This window comes from Cupriavidus sp. PB-02, assembly GCF_058252315.1.
On sequence record NZ_CM177694.1, the window covers coordinates 2,142,417 to 2,159,630 of the forward strand.

8 protein-coding genes are annotated in these 17,214 nt (G+C 68.0%); 6 read left to right on the forward strand and 2 right to left on the reverse strand.

Translation table 11 applies throughout. The features are described 5' to 3' along the window. Window positions 1-175: 175 nt before the first annotated feature. A complete protein-coding gene (locus AC10V3_RS10125) occupies window positions 176-2,386 on the forward strand; it encodes a penicillin-binding protein 1A (protein WP_022535113.1) in 2,211 nt (736 codons plus the stop codon). A gap of 207 nt (window positions 2,387-2,593) precedes the next feature. Here the strand turns inward: AC10V3_RS10125 and AC10V3_RS10130 are convergent, their stop codons facing one another. Further along, complete coding sequence (locus AC10V3_RS10130; RefSeq protein WP_022535115.1) at window positions 2,594-3,034, reverse strand: hypothetical protein; 441 nt, start codon at window positions 3,032-3,034, stop codon at window positions 2,594-2,596. Between the two features lie 157 nt (window positions 3,035-3,191). Between AC10V3_RS10130 and AC10V3_RS10135 the strand changes: the two genes are divergently transcribed. Both AC10V3_RS10135 and AC10V3_RS10140 read left to right on the forward strand, forming a co-directional pair. Continuing rightward, window positions 3,192-4,409, forward strand: a complete 1,218-nt coding sequence (locus AC10V3_RS10135) for a M48 family metalloprotease (protein WP_022535116.1) — start codon at window positions 3,192-3,194, stop codon at window positions 4,407-4,409. Continuing rightward, window positions 4,406-9,952, forward strand: a complete 5,547-nt coding sequence (locus AC10V3_RS10140; protein WP_490923629.1) for an AAA domain-containing protein — start codon at window positions 4,406-4,408, stop codon at window positions 9,950-9,952. The genes AC10V3_RS10135 and AC10V3_RS10140 overlap by 4 nt, the downstream gene beginning before the upstream one ends. A 125-nt stretch (window positions 9,953-10,077) precedes the next feature. On the opposite strand, the gene yghX is transcribed toward AC10V3_RS10140, so the two are convergent. Beyond that, window positions 10,078-10,965 carry a YghX family hydrolase gene (gene yghX / locus AC10V3_RS10145; protein ID WP_022535118.1) on the reverse strand — a complete coding sequence of 296 codons (888 nt, stop codon included), beginning with the start codon at window positions 10,963-10,965 and terminating at the stop codon, window positions 10,078-10,080. A gap of 281 nt (window positions 10,966-11,246) precedes the next feature. On the opposite strand from yghX, the gene AC10V3_RS10150 reads away from it, so the two are divergent. Genes AC10V3_RS10150 through AC10V3_RS10160 form a run of 3 tightly spaced genes read left to right on the forward strand, consistent with a single transcriptional unit; the run spans window position 11,247 to window position 17,038 of the window. Beyond that, entirely contained in the window at window positions 11,247-12,398 is a 1,152-nt protein-coding gene (locus AC10V3_RS10150; RefSeq protein WP_022535120.1) for an efflux RND transporter periplasmic adaptor subunit, read from the forward strand. A gap of 27 nt (window positions 12,399-12,425) precedes the next feature. After that, a complete protein-coding gene (locus AC10V3_RS10155; protein WP_022535121.1) occupies window positions 12,426-15,578 on the forward strand; it encodes an efflux RND transporter permease subunit in 3,153 nt (1,050 codons plus the stop codon). Further along, window positions 15,575-17,038, forward strand: coding sequence for an AdeC/AdeK/OprM family multidrug efflux complex outer membrane factor (locus AC10V3_RS10160; RefSeq protein ID WP_022535122.1), 1,464 nt, complete (start codon window positions 15,575-15,577; stop codon window positions 17,036-17,038). The genes AC10V3_RS10155 and AC10V3_RS10160 overlap by 4 nt, the downstream gene beginning before the upstream one ends. Window positions 17,039-17,214: the final 176 nt, after the last annotated feature.

The following is a 17,214-nucleotide window of genomic DNA, read 5'->3' on the forward strand; positions in this document are numbered from 1 at the left end:
GGCGGCGCAAAGGCGGGCAGGGGGGAAGGACGCGATTGCCGCAGGCAGCGAACGTTGCCCGTACGAAACAAATGTAATCGATTGTTAATGCCGCGCGCCGCAGCCCTGCTTTGGCAAAAGAAGCGTCCTTCCGCTTTGATACGATCCCGCTCTTTCCGCCAAGCGTCCCGCCACCGTGAATCGCCGCTATGTATCGTTGTTTCGTGAGTATTGCGCGCGGTGGCTCATCCGCATCCAACCGCTGGCCGCTGCCAGCATCACGATAGCCAGACGCGTCTTCAATGGCGCGCTCCACCGCCTTCGCCACCCGACGCGACGCGGCATCATGCTGACGCTCGCCGCATTGCCGGCGCTGTTTCTGCTGTACGTGCTTGCGCTCGTGCCCTTTACGCCTGGCATCGGCGACATCCGCAAAGCCCGCATCGATCGGCCCGCGCTGATCGTGTCGGCCGACGGCAGGGTGCTCGACGAATTCAAACCGGTTAATCGCGAGTGGGTGTCGCTCGGGCAGATCTCGCCGTACATGGTGGATGCACTGGTCGCAACCGAAGATCGCCGCTTTTACGAGCATTACGGCATCGACTGGCTGCGTATCGCGTCGGCCGCGTTGCAAACGTTCTCCGGCGACCGACAGGGTGGTTCGACGATCACGCAGCAGCTCGCGCGCAACCTGTATCCCGACGAAATCGGCCGCGCGCCGACCCTCGCGCGCAAACTCAGGGAAGCGATCACGGCGCTCAAGATCGAAGCCGTGTACAGCAAGGATCAGATCCTTGAGACGTACCTGAACAATGTGCCGTTCCTGTACAACGCCTACGGCGTGGAAATGGCCGCACGCACCTACTTCGGCAAATCGGCCCATCAGCTCGACATTCTCGAAAGCGCGACACTCGTTGGCATGCTGAAGGCCAACAGCACCTACAACCCTGTGCTCAATCCCGAGCGCGCATTGCAGCGGCGAAACACAGTGCTCGGGCAGATGAACAAGTACGGGAAGCTCAAGCCCGATGCCTACACCTGGTTGAGGCGACAACCGCTCAACGTCGATTTCGCGTTGCAGAGCACACCACGAAGCGCGGCGCCGCATTTTTCCGCGCAACTGCGCAAGTGGCTGATCGCATGGGCCGAGCGCAACGGCTACAACATCTATGCCGACGGGCTTGTCGTGCGCACAACCATAGATTACCGTCTGCAGACAATGGCGGTGCAGGCGATGGACTGGCAGGCGAGCCAGTTGCAATGGATCGCGAACGGGGCATGGAACGAACGCACTGGCTGTTGGCCGGGCAACGACCTGTTCCAGACATTCATCCGGCAAACGCCTGACTATCGTGCAGCACGCGATGCTGGTCAATCGGATCGGGCGGCCCTCAGGAAGCTCGGCACGAACCCAGCTTTCGTCCGCGCACTCTGCCGGAGCAAGACTCAGGTCCAGGCGGGTTTTGTCGCGATCGATCCGCGCAACGGCGATATCAAGGCATGGGTCGGTAGTCGCGATTTCGGTGACGCACCGTTCGATCACGTGCAGCAGGCCCGGCGTCAGCCGGGCTCGACATTCAAGCCGTTCGTCTACGGGGCGGCGTTCGCGGACGGCGCGCGGCCGAGCGATACGATCGTAGACCGGAACGTCGCCATTCCACTGACCGGCCAGGCGATCTGGCGGCCTACCGACGCGGCGCCGCCCACCGACCGACCGATGACGCTGCGCGACGCGCTAGTGTATTCGCGCAACCGCGTCACCGCTCAGCTCATGCAAAAGGAACGCCCCGAGAAGGTCGCACGGCTCGCGCGCGCGATGGGCGTGCGCGACAGTACCCTCGAAGCGGTGCCGTCGCTCGCGCTCGGCACGAGCCCGGTCACGCTCAAGGAAATGGTATCAGCGTACAGCACGATCGCGAACCGCGGTGCCTATGTCGAACCGCGCATGGTCACTCGCATCGAGGATCACGACGGCAAGGTGCTCGCCGAATTTGCGAGCGCATCGCCGGAACAGGCACTGCCCGCCGACGCCGCGCAAACGCTCGTCGATGTGATGCGCGACGTCGTTATCCGGGGCACCGGTGCAGGCATCCGGACGCGCTTCGGGATTCGCGCCGACGTGGCCGGCAAGACGGGCACCACGCAGGACAACGCGGATGGCTGGTTCATCCTGATGCATCCGCAACTGGTCGCGGGCGCGTGGGTGGGTTTTGACGATGGACGTGTGACGCTCGGCAACTACTGGGGGCAGGGCGCGCATAGCGCCCTGCCGATGGTGGGCGCGTTCTACGATATGGCGCTGCGCGCGCGAGTGATCGATCCGGATGCGCGGTTCAGCCCTGAGACCCGGGCTCCTCGCAAGGTCCCTGCGCAACAGCATCGGCGCTTCCTGTTCTGGAGGTACTGATGTCGTCGCTGGCGGATACGACATTCGCTAAGCGCCGATCCATGTTTTAAAGGCATCGCCGGCCCAGGGCCATCATTGTCGTTTTCGGCTCCAATGGCGATGGCCGCCCGGCAGCGGCGGCGGCCGTCCGGAATCCGCCGCGCAACGCGGTCAAGAGCGCGATGGGACAGATGCCCAAATGACGGGCGCCATCGCGCGTCGCCTCGCTCAGTCGTCGTGACGATGCTTCTTGTGGCCCTTGTGCTTGCCGCGATTGCCGTTCTTGTGGTCATCGGCATAGTTGTTGCGCGACACATTGCCGCCCAGCGCCGAACCCGCTGCACCGCCGGCCGCGGCACCGACAATGCCGCCGGTTCGGCCGCCCAGGGCATTGCCGGCCGCCGCGCCGGCGCCACCGCCCAGCGCGCCACCCACGATGGCGCCGGTTCGTTCCTTCTTGTTGGCAGTCACCGCGCCGCCCGCACCGCCGCCCACCGCACCGCCGACCACGGCACCCGTGCTGCCGCCCAGTGCGCCACCGAGGGCCGCGCCCGCGGCACCGCCCAGACCGCCTCCCGCAGCGTTCTTCAGGTCATCGGCCAGCGCCGGTGTGGTCGCAGCGGTCAGCAGCAGGGTCAGGCACAGCGTACGAAGTGGTTGTCGAGTCATGTTCTTCCTCAAATAGGGGATGGTTGGCGATCAGCCGATGCGGGAGTTTACACCGAGCGGCAAGCGGGTCCGTCTGTCCGGGAGGCTTTGGCGGACGATCCCCTGGCCGATCGTCCCCCTGTAGAATCCGCTACCACGCAACCCTGGAACGTCCCGCATGGACTCTCACGCCCCGGATCGCGGCGCGCTGGTGCCGCTGGCCTATCACGCAACGGTGGTCGACTACCTGCGTCGCCACGAGCCCGAGGTTTGGCGCTGGGCCGGCGCCCGCGCGACCGGCGCCGATCACCGCGAGGCATTGCGCTCGATGCTGCTGCGCGACACCTACCGCATCGAGGCGGACGCGCATGCCGACGTGCACGCGGCGCTGGCCGAGGCGATGGCGCGGCTCGGCATCGACGCGCGCGCGACGCTCTACCAGTCCCCTGGCCAGGACATGAACGCCTCGCTGGTCTACGTGCCCGGCGAGGTCCACATCGTCCTGCAGGGGCCGCTGCTGGAACGGCTGTCGCCGCCGGAGCTGCTGGCGGTGCTCGGCCACGAGCTGGCCCACTACCTGCTGTGGTCGCGCGACGACGGCCAGTTCCTGGTGGCCGACCGCATCCTGAACGACGCGCTGGCCGCGCCCGGCGCCAGCGCCAGCCATCGCGAGACCTGGCGCCGCTACGCGCTGCACACCGAGCTGTTCGCCGACCGCGGCGGCGCCGTGGCCGCCGGCGCGGTGGCGCCGGCCGTGTCGACACTGGTCAAGGTGCAGACCGGCATGGGCAGCGTGGACGCGGCCGCCTACCTGCGCCAGGCGGCCGAGATCGAATCCCACGAAGCGGGCGCGAGCGCCGCCCACAGCCATCCCGAAACCTTCATCCGAGCCCGCGCGCTGGCGCTGTGGTGGGAGGGTGCGGCCGATCTCGATCCGTGGATCGAAACCCGCCTGCATGGCCCGCTGGCGCTGGAGAAGCTGGACTTGCCGGGGCAGGTCCGGCTGCAGGCGCTGACGCGCGGCTTCCTCGCCCACTTCCTCGCCGGCACGGCGCTGGCGAGCGAGTCGGTGCTCGCGCAGGTGCGGATGATGTTCCCCGACTGGCGCGACGACGAATCGGCGATCGGGCCCGAAGGGTTGGGGCAGGACGTGGCCGACGACAGCGTGCGCGGCTACCTCAACGCGCTGATGATGGACCTGGCGCTCGCCGACCCCGACCAGCAGGACGCGGCGTTGCTGCGCGCCGGCCAGGTGGCGCAGGCGCTCGGCAGCCTGGAAGCGCTGCAAGGCAACCTGCGCCGCGACGCCGGCTTCGGCAAGCGCGAGCTGGACCGCTACCATCGCCAACTGCAGCGCCAACCCCACCGCCAACTGGCCAGGGAGGGCCGGGCATGACTGACAGCACGACCCACGGCACGAACACGATCCCCGGTACGACCAACAGCGTCGAGCCGCGCACGCTGCGCGCGCTGATCGACGCACAGGCGGGTGCGGCGCTGCCCACCGACGACGTCCTGGTGCTGGTGCTGCCGCTGTTCGCGCAGGTCGCCGCGCTGCACGCGCAGGGCAGGGTGGCCCCGCTCGATCCCGACAGCATCCTGGTGGACGAGGATGGCGCACTGCGCCTGCGCCGGCCCGATGGCGAGGCGCCCGTTATGGACATCGGCGCGGTGCATCGCGTGCAGCCGCATCCGGCCTCGGGCCTGAACATTGTCGGCGCGCTGCAGCTTGGCCACGCCGACGACGGACAGCGCGACCAGACCGACCTGGCGCTGCAGCTTGACGCAACGGCGCCCGTCGAGCGCCCGGTCTACCTGCCCGGCCTGGCCAGCTGGGAACGGCTCGTTGGCCACCACGACGAGATCGGCGACGTCTTCCTGCTCGGCATGGTGCTCGCGAGCCTGGCCTGCGGTCTGGATTTCACTGACGAGGACGACCTGCGCAGCTTCGTGGCGCATCGCCGCAACCTGTTCCTGTTGCACGAGCGGTTGCATCCGATCGTCGCGGCGGTGATCGTCGAGATGACCGAGATCAACCGCCACGACCGCGCGACCGATGTCGCCGCGCAGGCGACCCGGCTGCGCACGTGGCGCGAGCAGCCGCTGGGCCTGGACGTGGAGCGTGTGCTGGCCGGCACGGCCGGCGCGACGCCGCGCCGCGCCGCCGTGCTCACGCACCTGCGCGACCGCCTGTTCGATCTCTCGCGGCGCAACCGCCTGCTGCACTTCCGTCCGACCGCGGCCAGCGTCAACGTCACCGTGGCCAGCGTGCCGCTGATGCTGCAGATCGAAAGCGTGCGGCCCGAGCACATCTGCACCTGGGGCGGACCGTTCGCCGCCGACCTGGTGGCGGGCAAGCCGGTGTCGCTGCAGCAATGGCTGCGCTTCGACGACCAGCCATACCTGCCGGCGTCACTGGACCGCCTGATCGCCGAGACCCGCCGCGACCGCGCCGAATACGGCTTCAGCAACCTGCGTCTGGTGGTGGCGTTCCTGCGCTGGCACAACCTGAAGGAGGCGCCGGACGAGCGCATCGTCACGCCGCTGCTATGGCTGCCGGTGGAGCTGGTCAAACGCAAGGGCGTGCGCGACCAGTACGTGATCCAGTGCGCGGGCGGCGAGGCCGAGTTCAACCCGGTGCTGCGCCACTACCTGAGCCAGCTGTACGACATCCGCCTGGACGAGACCGTGGATCTGGGCAAGACCTCGCTCGAGGAGATCCATGCCGACATCCTTGCGCAGATTCGCCGCTCCGAGCCCTCGGTGGAGCTGCGCCTGGTTGACAAGGCCGCGGTGCGGCTCGTGCGGCAGAAGGCGCTGCAGCGGATGCAGCAGTTCCAGCGCCGCAGGCCGGGAACGGCTGCCGCGCGCACCGGCGGCTGGCTGCCGCCGTACAGCTATGCGCGGGACGACTACCGGCCGCTGGGACGCGCGCTGTTCGAGCATTGGGTGCGGCCGAGCGAGCTGCCGCAGCGCTTCGAGGCGGGGGCCGCACCGGGAGCCACAGCGGGCGCCGGTCCGCGCCAGCCACACATGAGCGGCCCCGTCACCGCGCAAAGCGAAGAGCGCCAGGGCTACGTGCTCGAGGAGTCCGAGGGCCACCGTTATGCCTGGGACCTGGACCTGACGCAGGTGACGCTCGCCAACTTCAACTACCGCAAGATGTCGCTGGTGCGCGACTACGCGCAGTTGCTGGACGAGCCCGGCGCCAATCCGGCGTTCGACCACGTGTTCTCGATCGATCCGCGCGACGTGGAGACGGCAGCGCCCGCGCCGCTCGCACCGGCCGAGCAATGGAACGTGGTGGCGGCCGACGCGACGCAGAACGCCGCGGTCGGCCTCGCGCGCAGCCAGCGCAGCTTCATCATCCAGGGCCCGCCGGGCACGGGCAAGTCGCAGACCATCACGAACCTGATCGCCGACTACGCCGGACGCGGCAAGCGCGTGCTGTTCGTCTGCGAGAAGCGCGCCGCGCTCGACGTGGTGTTCCATCGGCTCAAGCAAAGCGGGCTGGACTCGCTGTGCTGCCTGATCCACGATTCGCAGACCGACAAGAAGGCCTTCATCGCCGACCTGCGCGCCTGCTACGAGCAGTGGATCGCGCAGCCGCACGACGGCGACGCGCTGGCGGCGCGCCGCACGCAGGTGGCCGAGGCGCTGGCCGCGCACCAGCAGCGTATCGACGCGTTCGAGTCGGCGATGGCCGCCGCGCCCGAGGCGCTCGGCGACAGCGTGCGTGCGCTGCTGCGCCGCGTCACCGCGCTGCCTGCCGTGCCGGACGCCGGGCCCGCCATGCGCGAGCGCCTGCCGGCGCTGGCCGCATGGGACCGTCAGCGCGATCTCGCGCACCGCGTGCACCGCGCGATGCGCGAGCGCTTCGGTCTCGACAGCCTGGCCGCGCATCCGTTCGCGCGCTTGTCCCCGCAGCTGCTGGCCGACGAGCGCGCGTATGGCCGCGCCGAGCAGCTTTGCCATGACACCGAGGCGCTGTTCGATGCGCTCGACCCGCTGCTGGACAGTACCGCGAGCCTGACCGGCCAGGACACCGCGCTGGAACAGGCACGCGCGATTGCCGCCGACAGCCAGTGGCTGCTCGACACGGGCCTCGCCGCACACCTGGACCTGCTCGATCCGGCCTCGCCGGCGCAAGGCGCGCTGCGCGAGGTCCGCGCGGACCTGGAGACGCGCGCGCAGGTACTCGCCGACGCGCTAGCCGCAACGTCGAACTGGCAAGACAAGCTGAGCCCCGGCGATACCGAATCGGCGCTGGCGCTCGCCCGGCAGCTGGAGCCGTCGTTCGCGCGCTGGCTGCAGCCCGCCTGGTGGCGGCTGCGCGGCGAACTGAAGCGCCGCTATGACTTCGGCAAGCACGCCGTCCATCCGGGCTACGGCAAGGTGCTTGAAACGCTGGCCGCCGAGCACGCCGCGAGCGCGGCGCTGGCGGCGGCCGATGCCGACAGCCGCCGGCGCTACGGCGTGAGCGAGATGCAGGCCTTCCTGCGCGCGCTCGGCGAACTCGAGCAGCGCCTGCAGTCGGGCGCAGGCCCGCGCGAACTGGTCGCGCATTTGCGCCAGGCCGTCGATCCGGTTGCGGCGGCACGCGCCGAGGCCGGTGCGCGCGAGGCGCTGGAGAAGCTCGCGCAGCGTGTGCGCGAGGGGCTGATGCTGGCCGCCGACGCGCGCCTCGGCGACATCGCCGAACTGCTGCGCGACCTGCGTGAGGCGCTGGATGACTTGCCAGACCTGTTGCCGCTCTTGCGCGCGGTGCATGCGGGCGACCCCGCCTGCGCCGCCACGCTGCAATGGCTCGATCACGCACCGGCGGAACTGGAGGCACTGGTGGCCGACGAGGCGCTACGGCGTCTCGCGCGCGAGAACCCGGTGCTGGCGCGCTTCGGCGGCGCGGCGCTGGCGCAGGCCGCGCGCGCCGTGGCGCAGGGGCAGCGCGAGCTGCTCGCGCTGAACGCCCAAGTGGTGCGCGCCATGCGGCACGAGCAGTTCGCCGAGCACGTGCGCGTGTCCTCGCTGTCGGCCACGATGCTGGACGCCGACGGCAAGGCGTTCAAGAAACAATACGCAACGGGCCGCCGCGAACTGGAGCATGAGTTCGGCAAGAGCATGCGCCACCGCTCGATCCGCGATCTCTCCGACGACGAGACCGGCATCGTCATCAACGATCTCAAGCCGATCTGGCTGATGAGTCCGCTGTCGGTGTCCGACACGCTGCCGCTGTCGCCGGACCTGTTCGACGTGGTGATCTTCGACGAGGCCAGCCAGATTCCGACCGAGGAGGCCGTGCCCGCGCTGAGCCGCGCAAGCCAGGTGGTGGTGGTCGGCGACGAGATGCAGCTGCCGCCGACGAGCTTCTTCACGGCCGGCGGCGCCGAGGGCGGCGACGAGATCGTCGTGGAAGAAGAGGGCGAACGCATCGCGATCAACCTCGATTCGGACAGCCTGCTGAACCAGGCCGCGCGCAACCTGCCCGCTACGCTGCTGGCGTGGCATTACCGCAGCCGTCATGAGTCGCTGATCAGCTTTTCCAACGCCGCCTTCTACGACGGGCGCCTCGTCACCATCCCCGACCGTTTGCTGGAACAGGCCGAGGACGAGGCCGAGCCATTGCGCTCGGACCAGGCGGATGCCGGCATCGCGGGCGCGGAGGCGCTGCTGGCGCGGCCGGTCAGCTTCCACCGGCTGGCCGACGGCATCTACGCGGACCGCCGCAATGCGCCGGAGGCGAGCTACATCGCCCGGACCGTGCGCGAGTTGCTGCGCCGCGAGACCGGGCTGAGCCTCGGCATCGTGGCATTTTCCGAGGCGCAGCAGGGCGCCATCGAGTCGGCGCTCGAGGTGCTGGCTGCCGAGGACGCGGACTTTGCGATGCGCCTCGAGCGCGAGTACGTGCGCGAGGATGACGATCAGTTCAACGGCCTGTTCGTCAAGAACCTGGAGAACGTCCAGGGCGACGAGCGCGACGTCATCATCCTGAGCATCTGCTACGCGCCCGGGCCGGACGGCAAGATGCTGATGAACTTCGGCCCGATCAACCAGCGCGGCGGCGAGAAGCGCCTGAACGTGATCTTCAGCCGCGCGCGTCATCGGATGGCGGTGGTATCGACGATCCAGGCCGAGGCGATCACCAACGTGCACAACGACGGCGCGGCCGCGCTGCGCGCCTTCCTGCAGTTCGCGCAGGCCAGCGCGCGCGGCCAGTTCGAGCGCGCCCAGTCGGTGCTCGGTGCGCTGACCCCGGGCGCGCGCGACGCCTTCACGCGCGAGGCCACGCCGGACAGCATCCGCGACGCACTGGCCGAGGCGCTGCGTGCGCGCGGCCACCAGGTGCACGCCAACGTCGGCCGCTCGCAGTTCCGCTGCGACCTGGCTATCGCCGATCCGTCGGGTCAAGGCTACGCGCTGGCAATCCTGCTCGATACGCCGTCCGAGGCGGTGACGGACACCGCCGAGCGCTATGTGTTCCGCCCCGGCATCCTGCGCAGCTTCGGCTGGCGGGTGCTGGACATCCCCGGCAAGGACTGGCTCGACGATCGGGACGCAGTGCTGGCCCGCATCGAGGCCATGCTGGCCGATGGCGAGGATCGCGCGTTGGACGTCGAGATCGAGATGTCGGCGCCGTTGACGATGCCGGCCGCGGTGCAGGGCGCGACGTCCACGGCTGAGGCGTCAACGGAAGCCCGGACGGATGCGGCGACGGCATCGGCTGCGCAAGCTGAGCTTGTGCGGATGCTGCGCTTCGAGCAGGGCACGTCGCGCAAATTCTGGCGCGCCAGCGTGCGCGGGGCGGAGCTCTCCGTCACCTACGGCCGCATCGGCAGTGCAGGACAGACCGGCGTGAAGGCGTTCGACAGCGCCGAGCGGGCCCGGCGTGAAATGGACAAGCTGGTGGCGGAGAAACTGCGCAAGGGCTACGTGGAGGCGTAGCACCTGGGCAGGCGGCCGTCACGCTGATCCTATCGAACGTAACGGTCCTTCCACGAAAAATGCCTGGTGCCTTCCGGCATGGCCGGGTGTCTTTGCTCATGCCGTTCGTCGCGGAGCCCCTTTGGTCAGACCAGGTAGCGCCGGAACCAGGCGATAGTCCGGTCCCACGCCAGCCTGGCGGCTGCCTCGTCGTAGCGTGGCGTGGAGTCATTGTGAAAGCCGTGGTGGGTGCCTCGGTAGATGTGTGCCTCGTAGGTCTTGCCGTTGGCTTTCAGCGCCGCCTCGTAGGCAGGCCACGTGGCATTGACGTTCGGATCGGTCTCGGCAAAGTGCAATAGCAACGGTGCCTTGATGCGTGGAACGTCCTCGGCCTTGGCCTGGCGGCCGTAGAACGGCACCGCCGCAGCCAGTTCCGGGTAGGCCATCGCCGCGGCATTGCAGACGCCACCGCCATAGCAGAAGCCGGTGATGCCGACTTTGCCTGTGGTGAGGTTGCCGGCCCGAAGGTATTCAATGGCTGCAAAAAAATCGTCCATGAGCTTCTGCGGGTTGACCTGCTGCTGCAGCACCCGGCCCCTGTCGTCATTGCCTGGATAGCCGCCGACCGAGCTCAGGCCGTCCGGCGCCAGCGCTACGAAACCGGCCTTGGCCACACGTCGCGCGACGTCCTCGACATAGGGATTGAGGCCCCGGTTCTCGTGTACCACGACCACACCGGGCACCGGCTTGGCCACCCTGGTGGGGCGCACCAGATAGCCGCGCACCTCTCCATGGCCGTTCGGGGAGGGATAGCGGATGTACTCGGCAAGGATGTCCGGATCAGTGAACGCGATTTGCTGGGCCAGCGCATAGTCGGGGCTCAGTGAAGCGAGGATAGCGGTGGCGGTCAGGCTTCCAACGGCGAATTTCGCCGCGCGGTCGAGAAAGTCGCGCCGGCTGAGCCGGCCATGCACGTAACCGTCGTAGAGCTCAAGCAGTTCGGGATGGAATTCCTTGGCGGTCAGACGACTCATGCGGTTCTCCTTTTACGAAGGCTTCACGGCCGTGCTGGCGGGCGCCGCTGGGAGCCGCTGGCAGCCCTCGTGGGTGTTTGAAAGTTTTTGAAATATGGGTAGCCGATAATCGGCCGAACCATTTCTTCGAGTCGCGATAGACTTCTCGACTACGTCTGCAACTGGCGCTGGCGCAAGGCGGGCATGGCGCTTGCTTTGGCTCGCTGTTCCGCTCTGGCGCTGGTCAACCGGTTTGCCGGTGACATTTTGACTCGGCCTTGATTCTTACGCAGGAAATCGTAATGCAACGATCACGCGGCTGCAGCGCCTGGGTTCCGGTCACGCTGGCCATCGCCATGTCAATGCTTGCCGGATGCAGCGGCAAGAAAGAGGCCGCAGCCCCGCCGCCACCGCAAGTGAGCGTGGTCACGCTCAAGACCGAGCCACTGACGCTGGATACTGAGCTGCCGGGGCGCACCACGGCGTTCCGCATTGCCGAAGTCAGGCCGCAGGTGGACGGCATCATCCTGCGCCGCCTGTTCAAGGAGGGCAGCGACGTCACGCAGGGCCAGCAGCTCTACCAGATCGACCCGTCCACCTACGAGGCCACCTACAAGAGCGCGAGGGCGACGCTGGAATCCGCCCGCCTGCTGGCAGAGCGGTACGGGCGTCTGGTCGGTGACGAGGCGGTCAGCAAGCAGCAGCACGACGAGGCCAGGGCCGCCTGGCTGCAGGCGCAGGCTGCGGTGGACCGCGCCCAGATCAACCTGCGCTATACCAAGGTGCTGTCACCGATTTCCGGGCGTATCGGGCGCTCGAATGTGACGGAAGGTGCGCTGGTCACCAACGGCCAGGCTACCGCGCTGTCGGTGGTGCAGCAGCTTGACCCGATCTACGTCGACGTGACGCAGCCCTCTGCCTCCCTGCTGCGGCTGCGGCGCGAGCTGGCCAATGGTGCGCTGCAAAGTGCCGGCGCCAACGCTGCCCAGGTCAGCCTGGTGCTCGAAGACGGTACCCGCTATCCCGAAACCGGCCGCCTGGAGTTCTCCGAAGTGGCCGTGGACCAGGGCACCGGCTCGGTGACGCTGCGCGCAGTGTTTCCCAACCCGCGCCATGAGCTGCTGCCGGGCATGTTCGTCCATGCCCGCCTGCGTGAAGGCGTGAAGACCAATGCCTTGCTCGTGCCCCAGCAGGGTGTGACGCGCGACCTCAAGGGCCAGGCCACGGCGCTGGTGGTCAATGCCAGGGACGAGGTGGAACTGCGCCAGATCCGCACCGACCGCGCCGTTGGCGACAAGTGGCTGGTTTCCGACGGCCTCGGGGCGGGCGACCGCGTCATCGTGGAAGGCCTGCAGTTCGTGCGGCCCGGGGCGAAAGTGCGCGTAGCCCAGGCCGGGACCGCCGCAGGCGCCCCGGTGGCCGCCGCGTCTGCCCCGTCCGCGGCCAAGCCCTGAGCGCACTGCCAGGGCGAGGGAGTATCCATGTCCAATTTCTTTATCGATCGGCCCATCTTCGCGTGGGTGATCGCCCTGGTCATCATGCTGGCCGGCGTGCTGTCGATCCGCGCGCTGCCCATCAGCCAGTATCCGGCCATCGCGCCGCCCACCATCGCCATCTCGGTCAACTACCCCGGTGCCTCCGCCGAGACGGTGCAGGACACCGTGGTGCAGGTGATCGAGCAGCAGCTCAACGGCCTGGACCGCCTGCGCTACATCTCCTCGGAAAGCAACGCCGACGGCAACATGACGATCACGGTGACCTTCGAGCAAGGCACCAATCCGGATATTGCCCAGGTGCAGGTGCAGAACAAGCTGGCCCTTGCGCAGCCCCTGTTGCCGCAGGAAGTGCAGCAGCAAGGCATCCGCGTGACCAAGTCGGTGCGCAACTTCCTGGTCATCGTGGGCCTGATTTCCACTGACCCCAAGGTCACGCGGGAAGACCTGTCGAACTACATCGTTTCGAGTATCCAGGACCCGCTTTCGCGCACCTACGGGGTGGGCGACTTCCAGGTGTTCGGCGCGCAGTACGCCATGCGGGTGTGGATCGACCCGGCCCGGCTCAACAGCTACCAGCTCACGCCGCTGGACGTGAGCAGCGCCATCAGGGCGCAGAACGTCCAGGTGGCCTCCGGCCAGCTTGGCGGCCTGCCGGCGGTGCGGGGCCAGCAACTCAATGCCAGCGTGATCGGCAAGACCCGGCTGCAGACCAGCGAGCAGTTCGGCAACATCCTGCTCAAGGTCAACCCCGACGGCTCGCAGGTGCGCCTGAAGGACGTGGCGGAGGTGGGCCTGGGCGGGCAGGACTACAACATCAACGCGCAATACAACGGCCAGGCGGCCTCGGGCATTGCCGTGCGGCTGGCCGCCGGGGCCAACGCGCTGGAAACCGTGCGCGCCATCCGCAAGACGCTGGACGGGCTGGAGCCTTTCTTCCCGCCCGGGATGAAGGTGGTCTACCCGTATGACACCTCGCCGGTGATCTCGGGCTCCATCCACGAAGTGGTCAAGACGCTGATGGAAGCCATCGTGCTGGTGTTCCTGGTGATGTACCTGTTCCTGCAGAACGTCCGCGCCACGCTGATCCCCACCATCGCCGTGCCGGTGGTGCTGCTCGGCACCTTCGGCGTGCTGGCCGCGTTCGGGTACACCATCAACACGCTGACCATGTTCGGCATGGTGCTGGCCATCGGGCTGCTGGTGGATGACGCCATTGTCGTGGTGGAGAACGTCGAACGCGTGATGGCCGAGGAGGGCCTGCCGCCTAAGGAAGCCGCGCGGCGCTCCATGGGTCAGATCCAGGGCGCGCTGGTGGGCATTGCGCTGGTGCTGTCGGCGGTGTTCCTGCCGATGGCGTTCTTCGGCGGCTCAACCGGCGTGATCTACCGGCAGTTCTCCATCACCATTGTCTCGTCCATGGTGCTGTCGGTGCTGGTCGCGCTGATACTGACGCCGGCCCTGTGCGCCACCATGCTCCAGCCCATCGAAAAGGGCGATCATGGCGAGAACAAGGGCGGTTTCTTCGGCTGGTTCAACCGCAAGTTCATCGCGACCACCCAGGGCTACGAGCGCAGCGTGTCAGGCATCCTGAAGCGCCGCCTGCCCTTCCTGCTGATCTACGTGGCCATCGTGGTGGCGATGGGCTTCCTGTTCACCCGCATCCCCACGTCGTTCCTGCCGGAAGAAGACCAGGGGGTGCTGTACGCCCAGGTGCAGACGCCGGCCGGCGCCACGGCCGAGCGCACGCAGAAGGTGCTCGACCAGATGCGCGATTACCTGCTGAAGGAAGAGGGCGGCGTGGTGGAGTCGCTGTTTACTGTCAACGGCTTCAACTTTGCCGGCCGCGGCCAGAACTCGGGCCTGGCCTTCATCCTGCTTAAGCCATGGGCGCAGCGCAGCGGGGAGAGCACCAGCGTGTTCGACCTGGCCGCGCGCGCGCAGCGCAAGTTCATGAGCTTCCGCGATTCGATGTCGTTCGCGTTCGCTCCGCCCGCGGTGCAGGAACTGGGCAATGCCACCGGCTTTGACCTCTACCTGCAGGACCAGGCCGGCATTGGCCACGTGGCGCTGATGGACGCGCGCGACAAGTTCCTGGCGCTGGCCTCGCAAAGCCCGGTGCTGCAGCGCGTGCGCCCCAATGGCCTGAATGACCAGCCGCAGTACCAGCTGGTGATCGACGATGAAAAGGCGCGCGCGCTTGGCGTCTCGCTGGGTGACATCAACAGCACGGTGTCGATCGCCTGGGGTTCCAGCTATGTCAACGACTTCATCGACCGCGGCCGGGTCAAGCGCGTCTACGTGCAGGGCCGCCCGGACTCGCGGATGAACCCGGACGATATCGACAAGTGGTTCGTGCGCAACGACAAGGGCGAGATGGTGCCGTTCTCGGCCTTTGCCGACGGCAAGTGGGCCTATGGCTCGCCCAAGCTGCAGCGCTACAACGGCGTGCCGGCGGTGCAAATGCTGGGGGAGCCCGCGCCCGGGCGCAGTTCCGGCGAGGCCATGAAGGCGATCGAGGAGATCATGAAGCAGATGCCGCCGGGCGTGGGCTATGCCTGGACCGGCCTGTCCTATGAGGAGCGGCTGTCGGGCGCGCAGGCGCCGGCGCTCTATGCGCTCTCGCTGCTGGTGGTGTTCCTGTGCCTGGCCGCGCTGTACGAAAGTTGGTCGATTCCGTTCTCCGTGATGCTGGTGGTGCCACTCGGCGTGATCGGCGCACTGCTTGCCACGCTGGGGCGTGGCTTGTCCAATGACGTGTTCTTCCAGGTGGGCCTGCTGACCACCATCGGCCTGTCCGCGAAGAACGCCATCCTGATCGTGGAATTCGCCAAGAGCGAGTACGAACAGGGCAAGGACCTGGTCGAGGCCGCCGTGGAGGCGTGCCGCTTGCGCCTGCGCCCCATCGTGATGACCTCGCTGGCCTTCATGCTCGGCGTGTTTCCGCTGGCCGTGTCCACTGGCGCCGGTGCGGGCAGCCAGCATGCCATCGGTACCGGCGTGATCGGCGGCATGATCACTGCCACGGTGCTGGCGATCTTCTGGGTGCCGCTGTTCTTTGTCGTCGTCACCTCGCTGTTCGGGCGCAAGCGCAGGCCGAAGCCCCATGACGCCTCCCTGGAAAAAGGCGCGCTCGAATGAAGAAGACCTTGCTCTGCGCTGCCGCCATGGCCATGCTGGCCGGCTGCAGCCTGATTCCCAAGTACGAGCGGCCGGCCTCGCCGGTGGAGGCAGCCTACCCGCAGGGCCCGGCCTACCTGCCAGCCGATGCCGACGCCGAAGCCGGCCAGGTGCCCGCGGTCGAGCTGGGCTGGCGCGAATTCTTTGCCGATCCGCGGCTGCGCCGTCTCATCGAACTGGCGCTGGAGAACAACCGTGACCTGCGCGTGGCCGCCCTCAACGTGGAGGCGTTCGGTGCACAGTACCGCATCCAGCGCGCCGACCTGTTTCCTGCCGTCGGCGCCGCCGCACTGGGCACGCGCCAGCGCATTCCCGCCGACCTGTCCACCACCGGACAGCGGATGATCGGCAGCCAGTACGGCGTGTCGGTGGGCACCACGGCGTGGGAAATCGACCTGTTCGGCCGCCTGCGCAGCCTTAGCGAATCCGCGCTCGAGCAGTATTTCGCCAGCGACGAGGCACGCCGCAGCGCCCAGATCTCGCTGGTGGCGAGCGTTGCCAGCGCCTACCTGACCCAGCGCGCCGATGAAGCCCTGCTGCAGGTCACCCGTGAAACGCTGGCCAATTACGAGCGCAGTTATGGCCTGACCCGGCGCAGCTACGAGGAAGGGATCGCTTCCCGGCTGGACCTGCGCCAGGCGCAGACCGCCGTGGAAACCGCACGCGCGAGTCTCGCACGTTATACCCGGCTGGTAGCCCAGGACCAGAATGCCCTGGTGCTGCTGCTCGGCACGTCCCTGCCCGCGGACCTGCCGGAAGGCCTGCCGCTGGAGCAGAAGCTGTTTGCCGATGTCCCGGCCGGGCTGCCCTCAGACCTGCTGCAGAACCGCCCGGACGTGCTCGCTGCCGAGCACCGGCTGCGCTCCGCCAACGCCGATATCGGCGCCGCGCGTGCGGCGTTCTTCCCCAGTATCAGCCTGACCGCATCGGCAGGCACCGCCAGCAGGCAGCTTTCGGGCCTGTTCGGGGCCGGCTCCGGCACGTGGCTGTTCCAGCCGCAGATCAACCTGCCGCTGTTTACCGCCGGCAGCCTGCGGGCGAGCCTGGACTTTGCCGCCATCCAGAAGGATGTCAACGTCGCCCAGTACGAGCGTACGGTGCAGACCGCCTTCCGCGAGGTGGCCGACGGGCTGGCGGCACGCGGCACGTACACCAGCCAGCTCCAGGCCCAGGTCCGCTTCGTGGAAGCCGCCCAGGACGCCTATGGTCTGGCCGACCGGCGCTATCGCACGGGTGTCGACAGCTACCTTGCCGTGCTGGACGCGCAGCGCTCGCTGTACAACGCACAGCAACTGCTGATCGAAGCCCGGCTCGAACAGCTGACCAGTGAAGTCAACCTGTACAAGGCCCTGGGCGGCGGCTGGCACGACCAGACCGGCAAGGCCGGCGATGCGCCCGCGGCAGGCGCCGGACCAGCCTGACGCGCAAGCCGGGCGGGCAGCGTGCGCCGTCGCGCGCACCGCTGCCCGTCCAGGGCTCCGTGCCGGCGACATCTTTCGGCCTTTCGAATGAGGGGAGGGCGAACCAATCTGCGCGCGATTCGAATCGCGCCATCTCGATCGAGGCAGGAGAATGTATCGGGGTTTCGGGCAGTAGC

What these genes read in the sequence shown, in the direction of transcription:
- AC10V3_RS10160 (WP_022535122.1), top strand. Translation starts at nt 15,575, where the DNA reads ATGAAGAAGACCTTGCTCTGCGCTGCCGCCATGGCCATGCTGGCCGGC.
- AC10V3_RS10135 (WP_022535116.1), top strand. Translation starts at nt 3,192, where the DNA reads ATGGACTCTCACGCCCCGGATCGCGGCGCGCTGGTGCCGCTGGCCTAT.
- yghX (WP_022535118.1), bottom strand. Translation starts at nt 10,965, where the DNA reads ATGAGTCGTCTGACCGCCAAGGAATTCCATCCCGAACTGCTTGAGCTC.
- AC10V3_RS10140 (WP_490923629.1), top strand. Translation starts at nt 4,406, where the DNA reads ATGACTGACAGCACGACCCACGGCACGAACACGATCCCCGGTACGACC.
- AC10V3_RS10150 (WP_022535120.1), top strand. Translation starts at nt 11,247, where the DNA reads ATGCAACGATCACGCGGCTGCAGCGCCTGGGTTCCGGTCACGCTGGCC.
- AC10V3_RS10155 (WP_022535121.1), top strand. Translation starts at nt 12,426, where the DNA reads ATGTCCAATTTCTTTATCGATCGGCCCATCTTCGCGTGGGTGATCGCC.
- AC10V3_RS10130 (WP_022535115.1), bottom strand. Translation starts at nt 3,034, where the DNA reads ATGACTCGACAACCACTTCGTACGCTGTGCCTGACCCTGCTGCTGACC.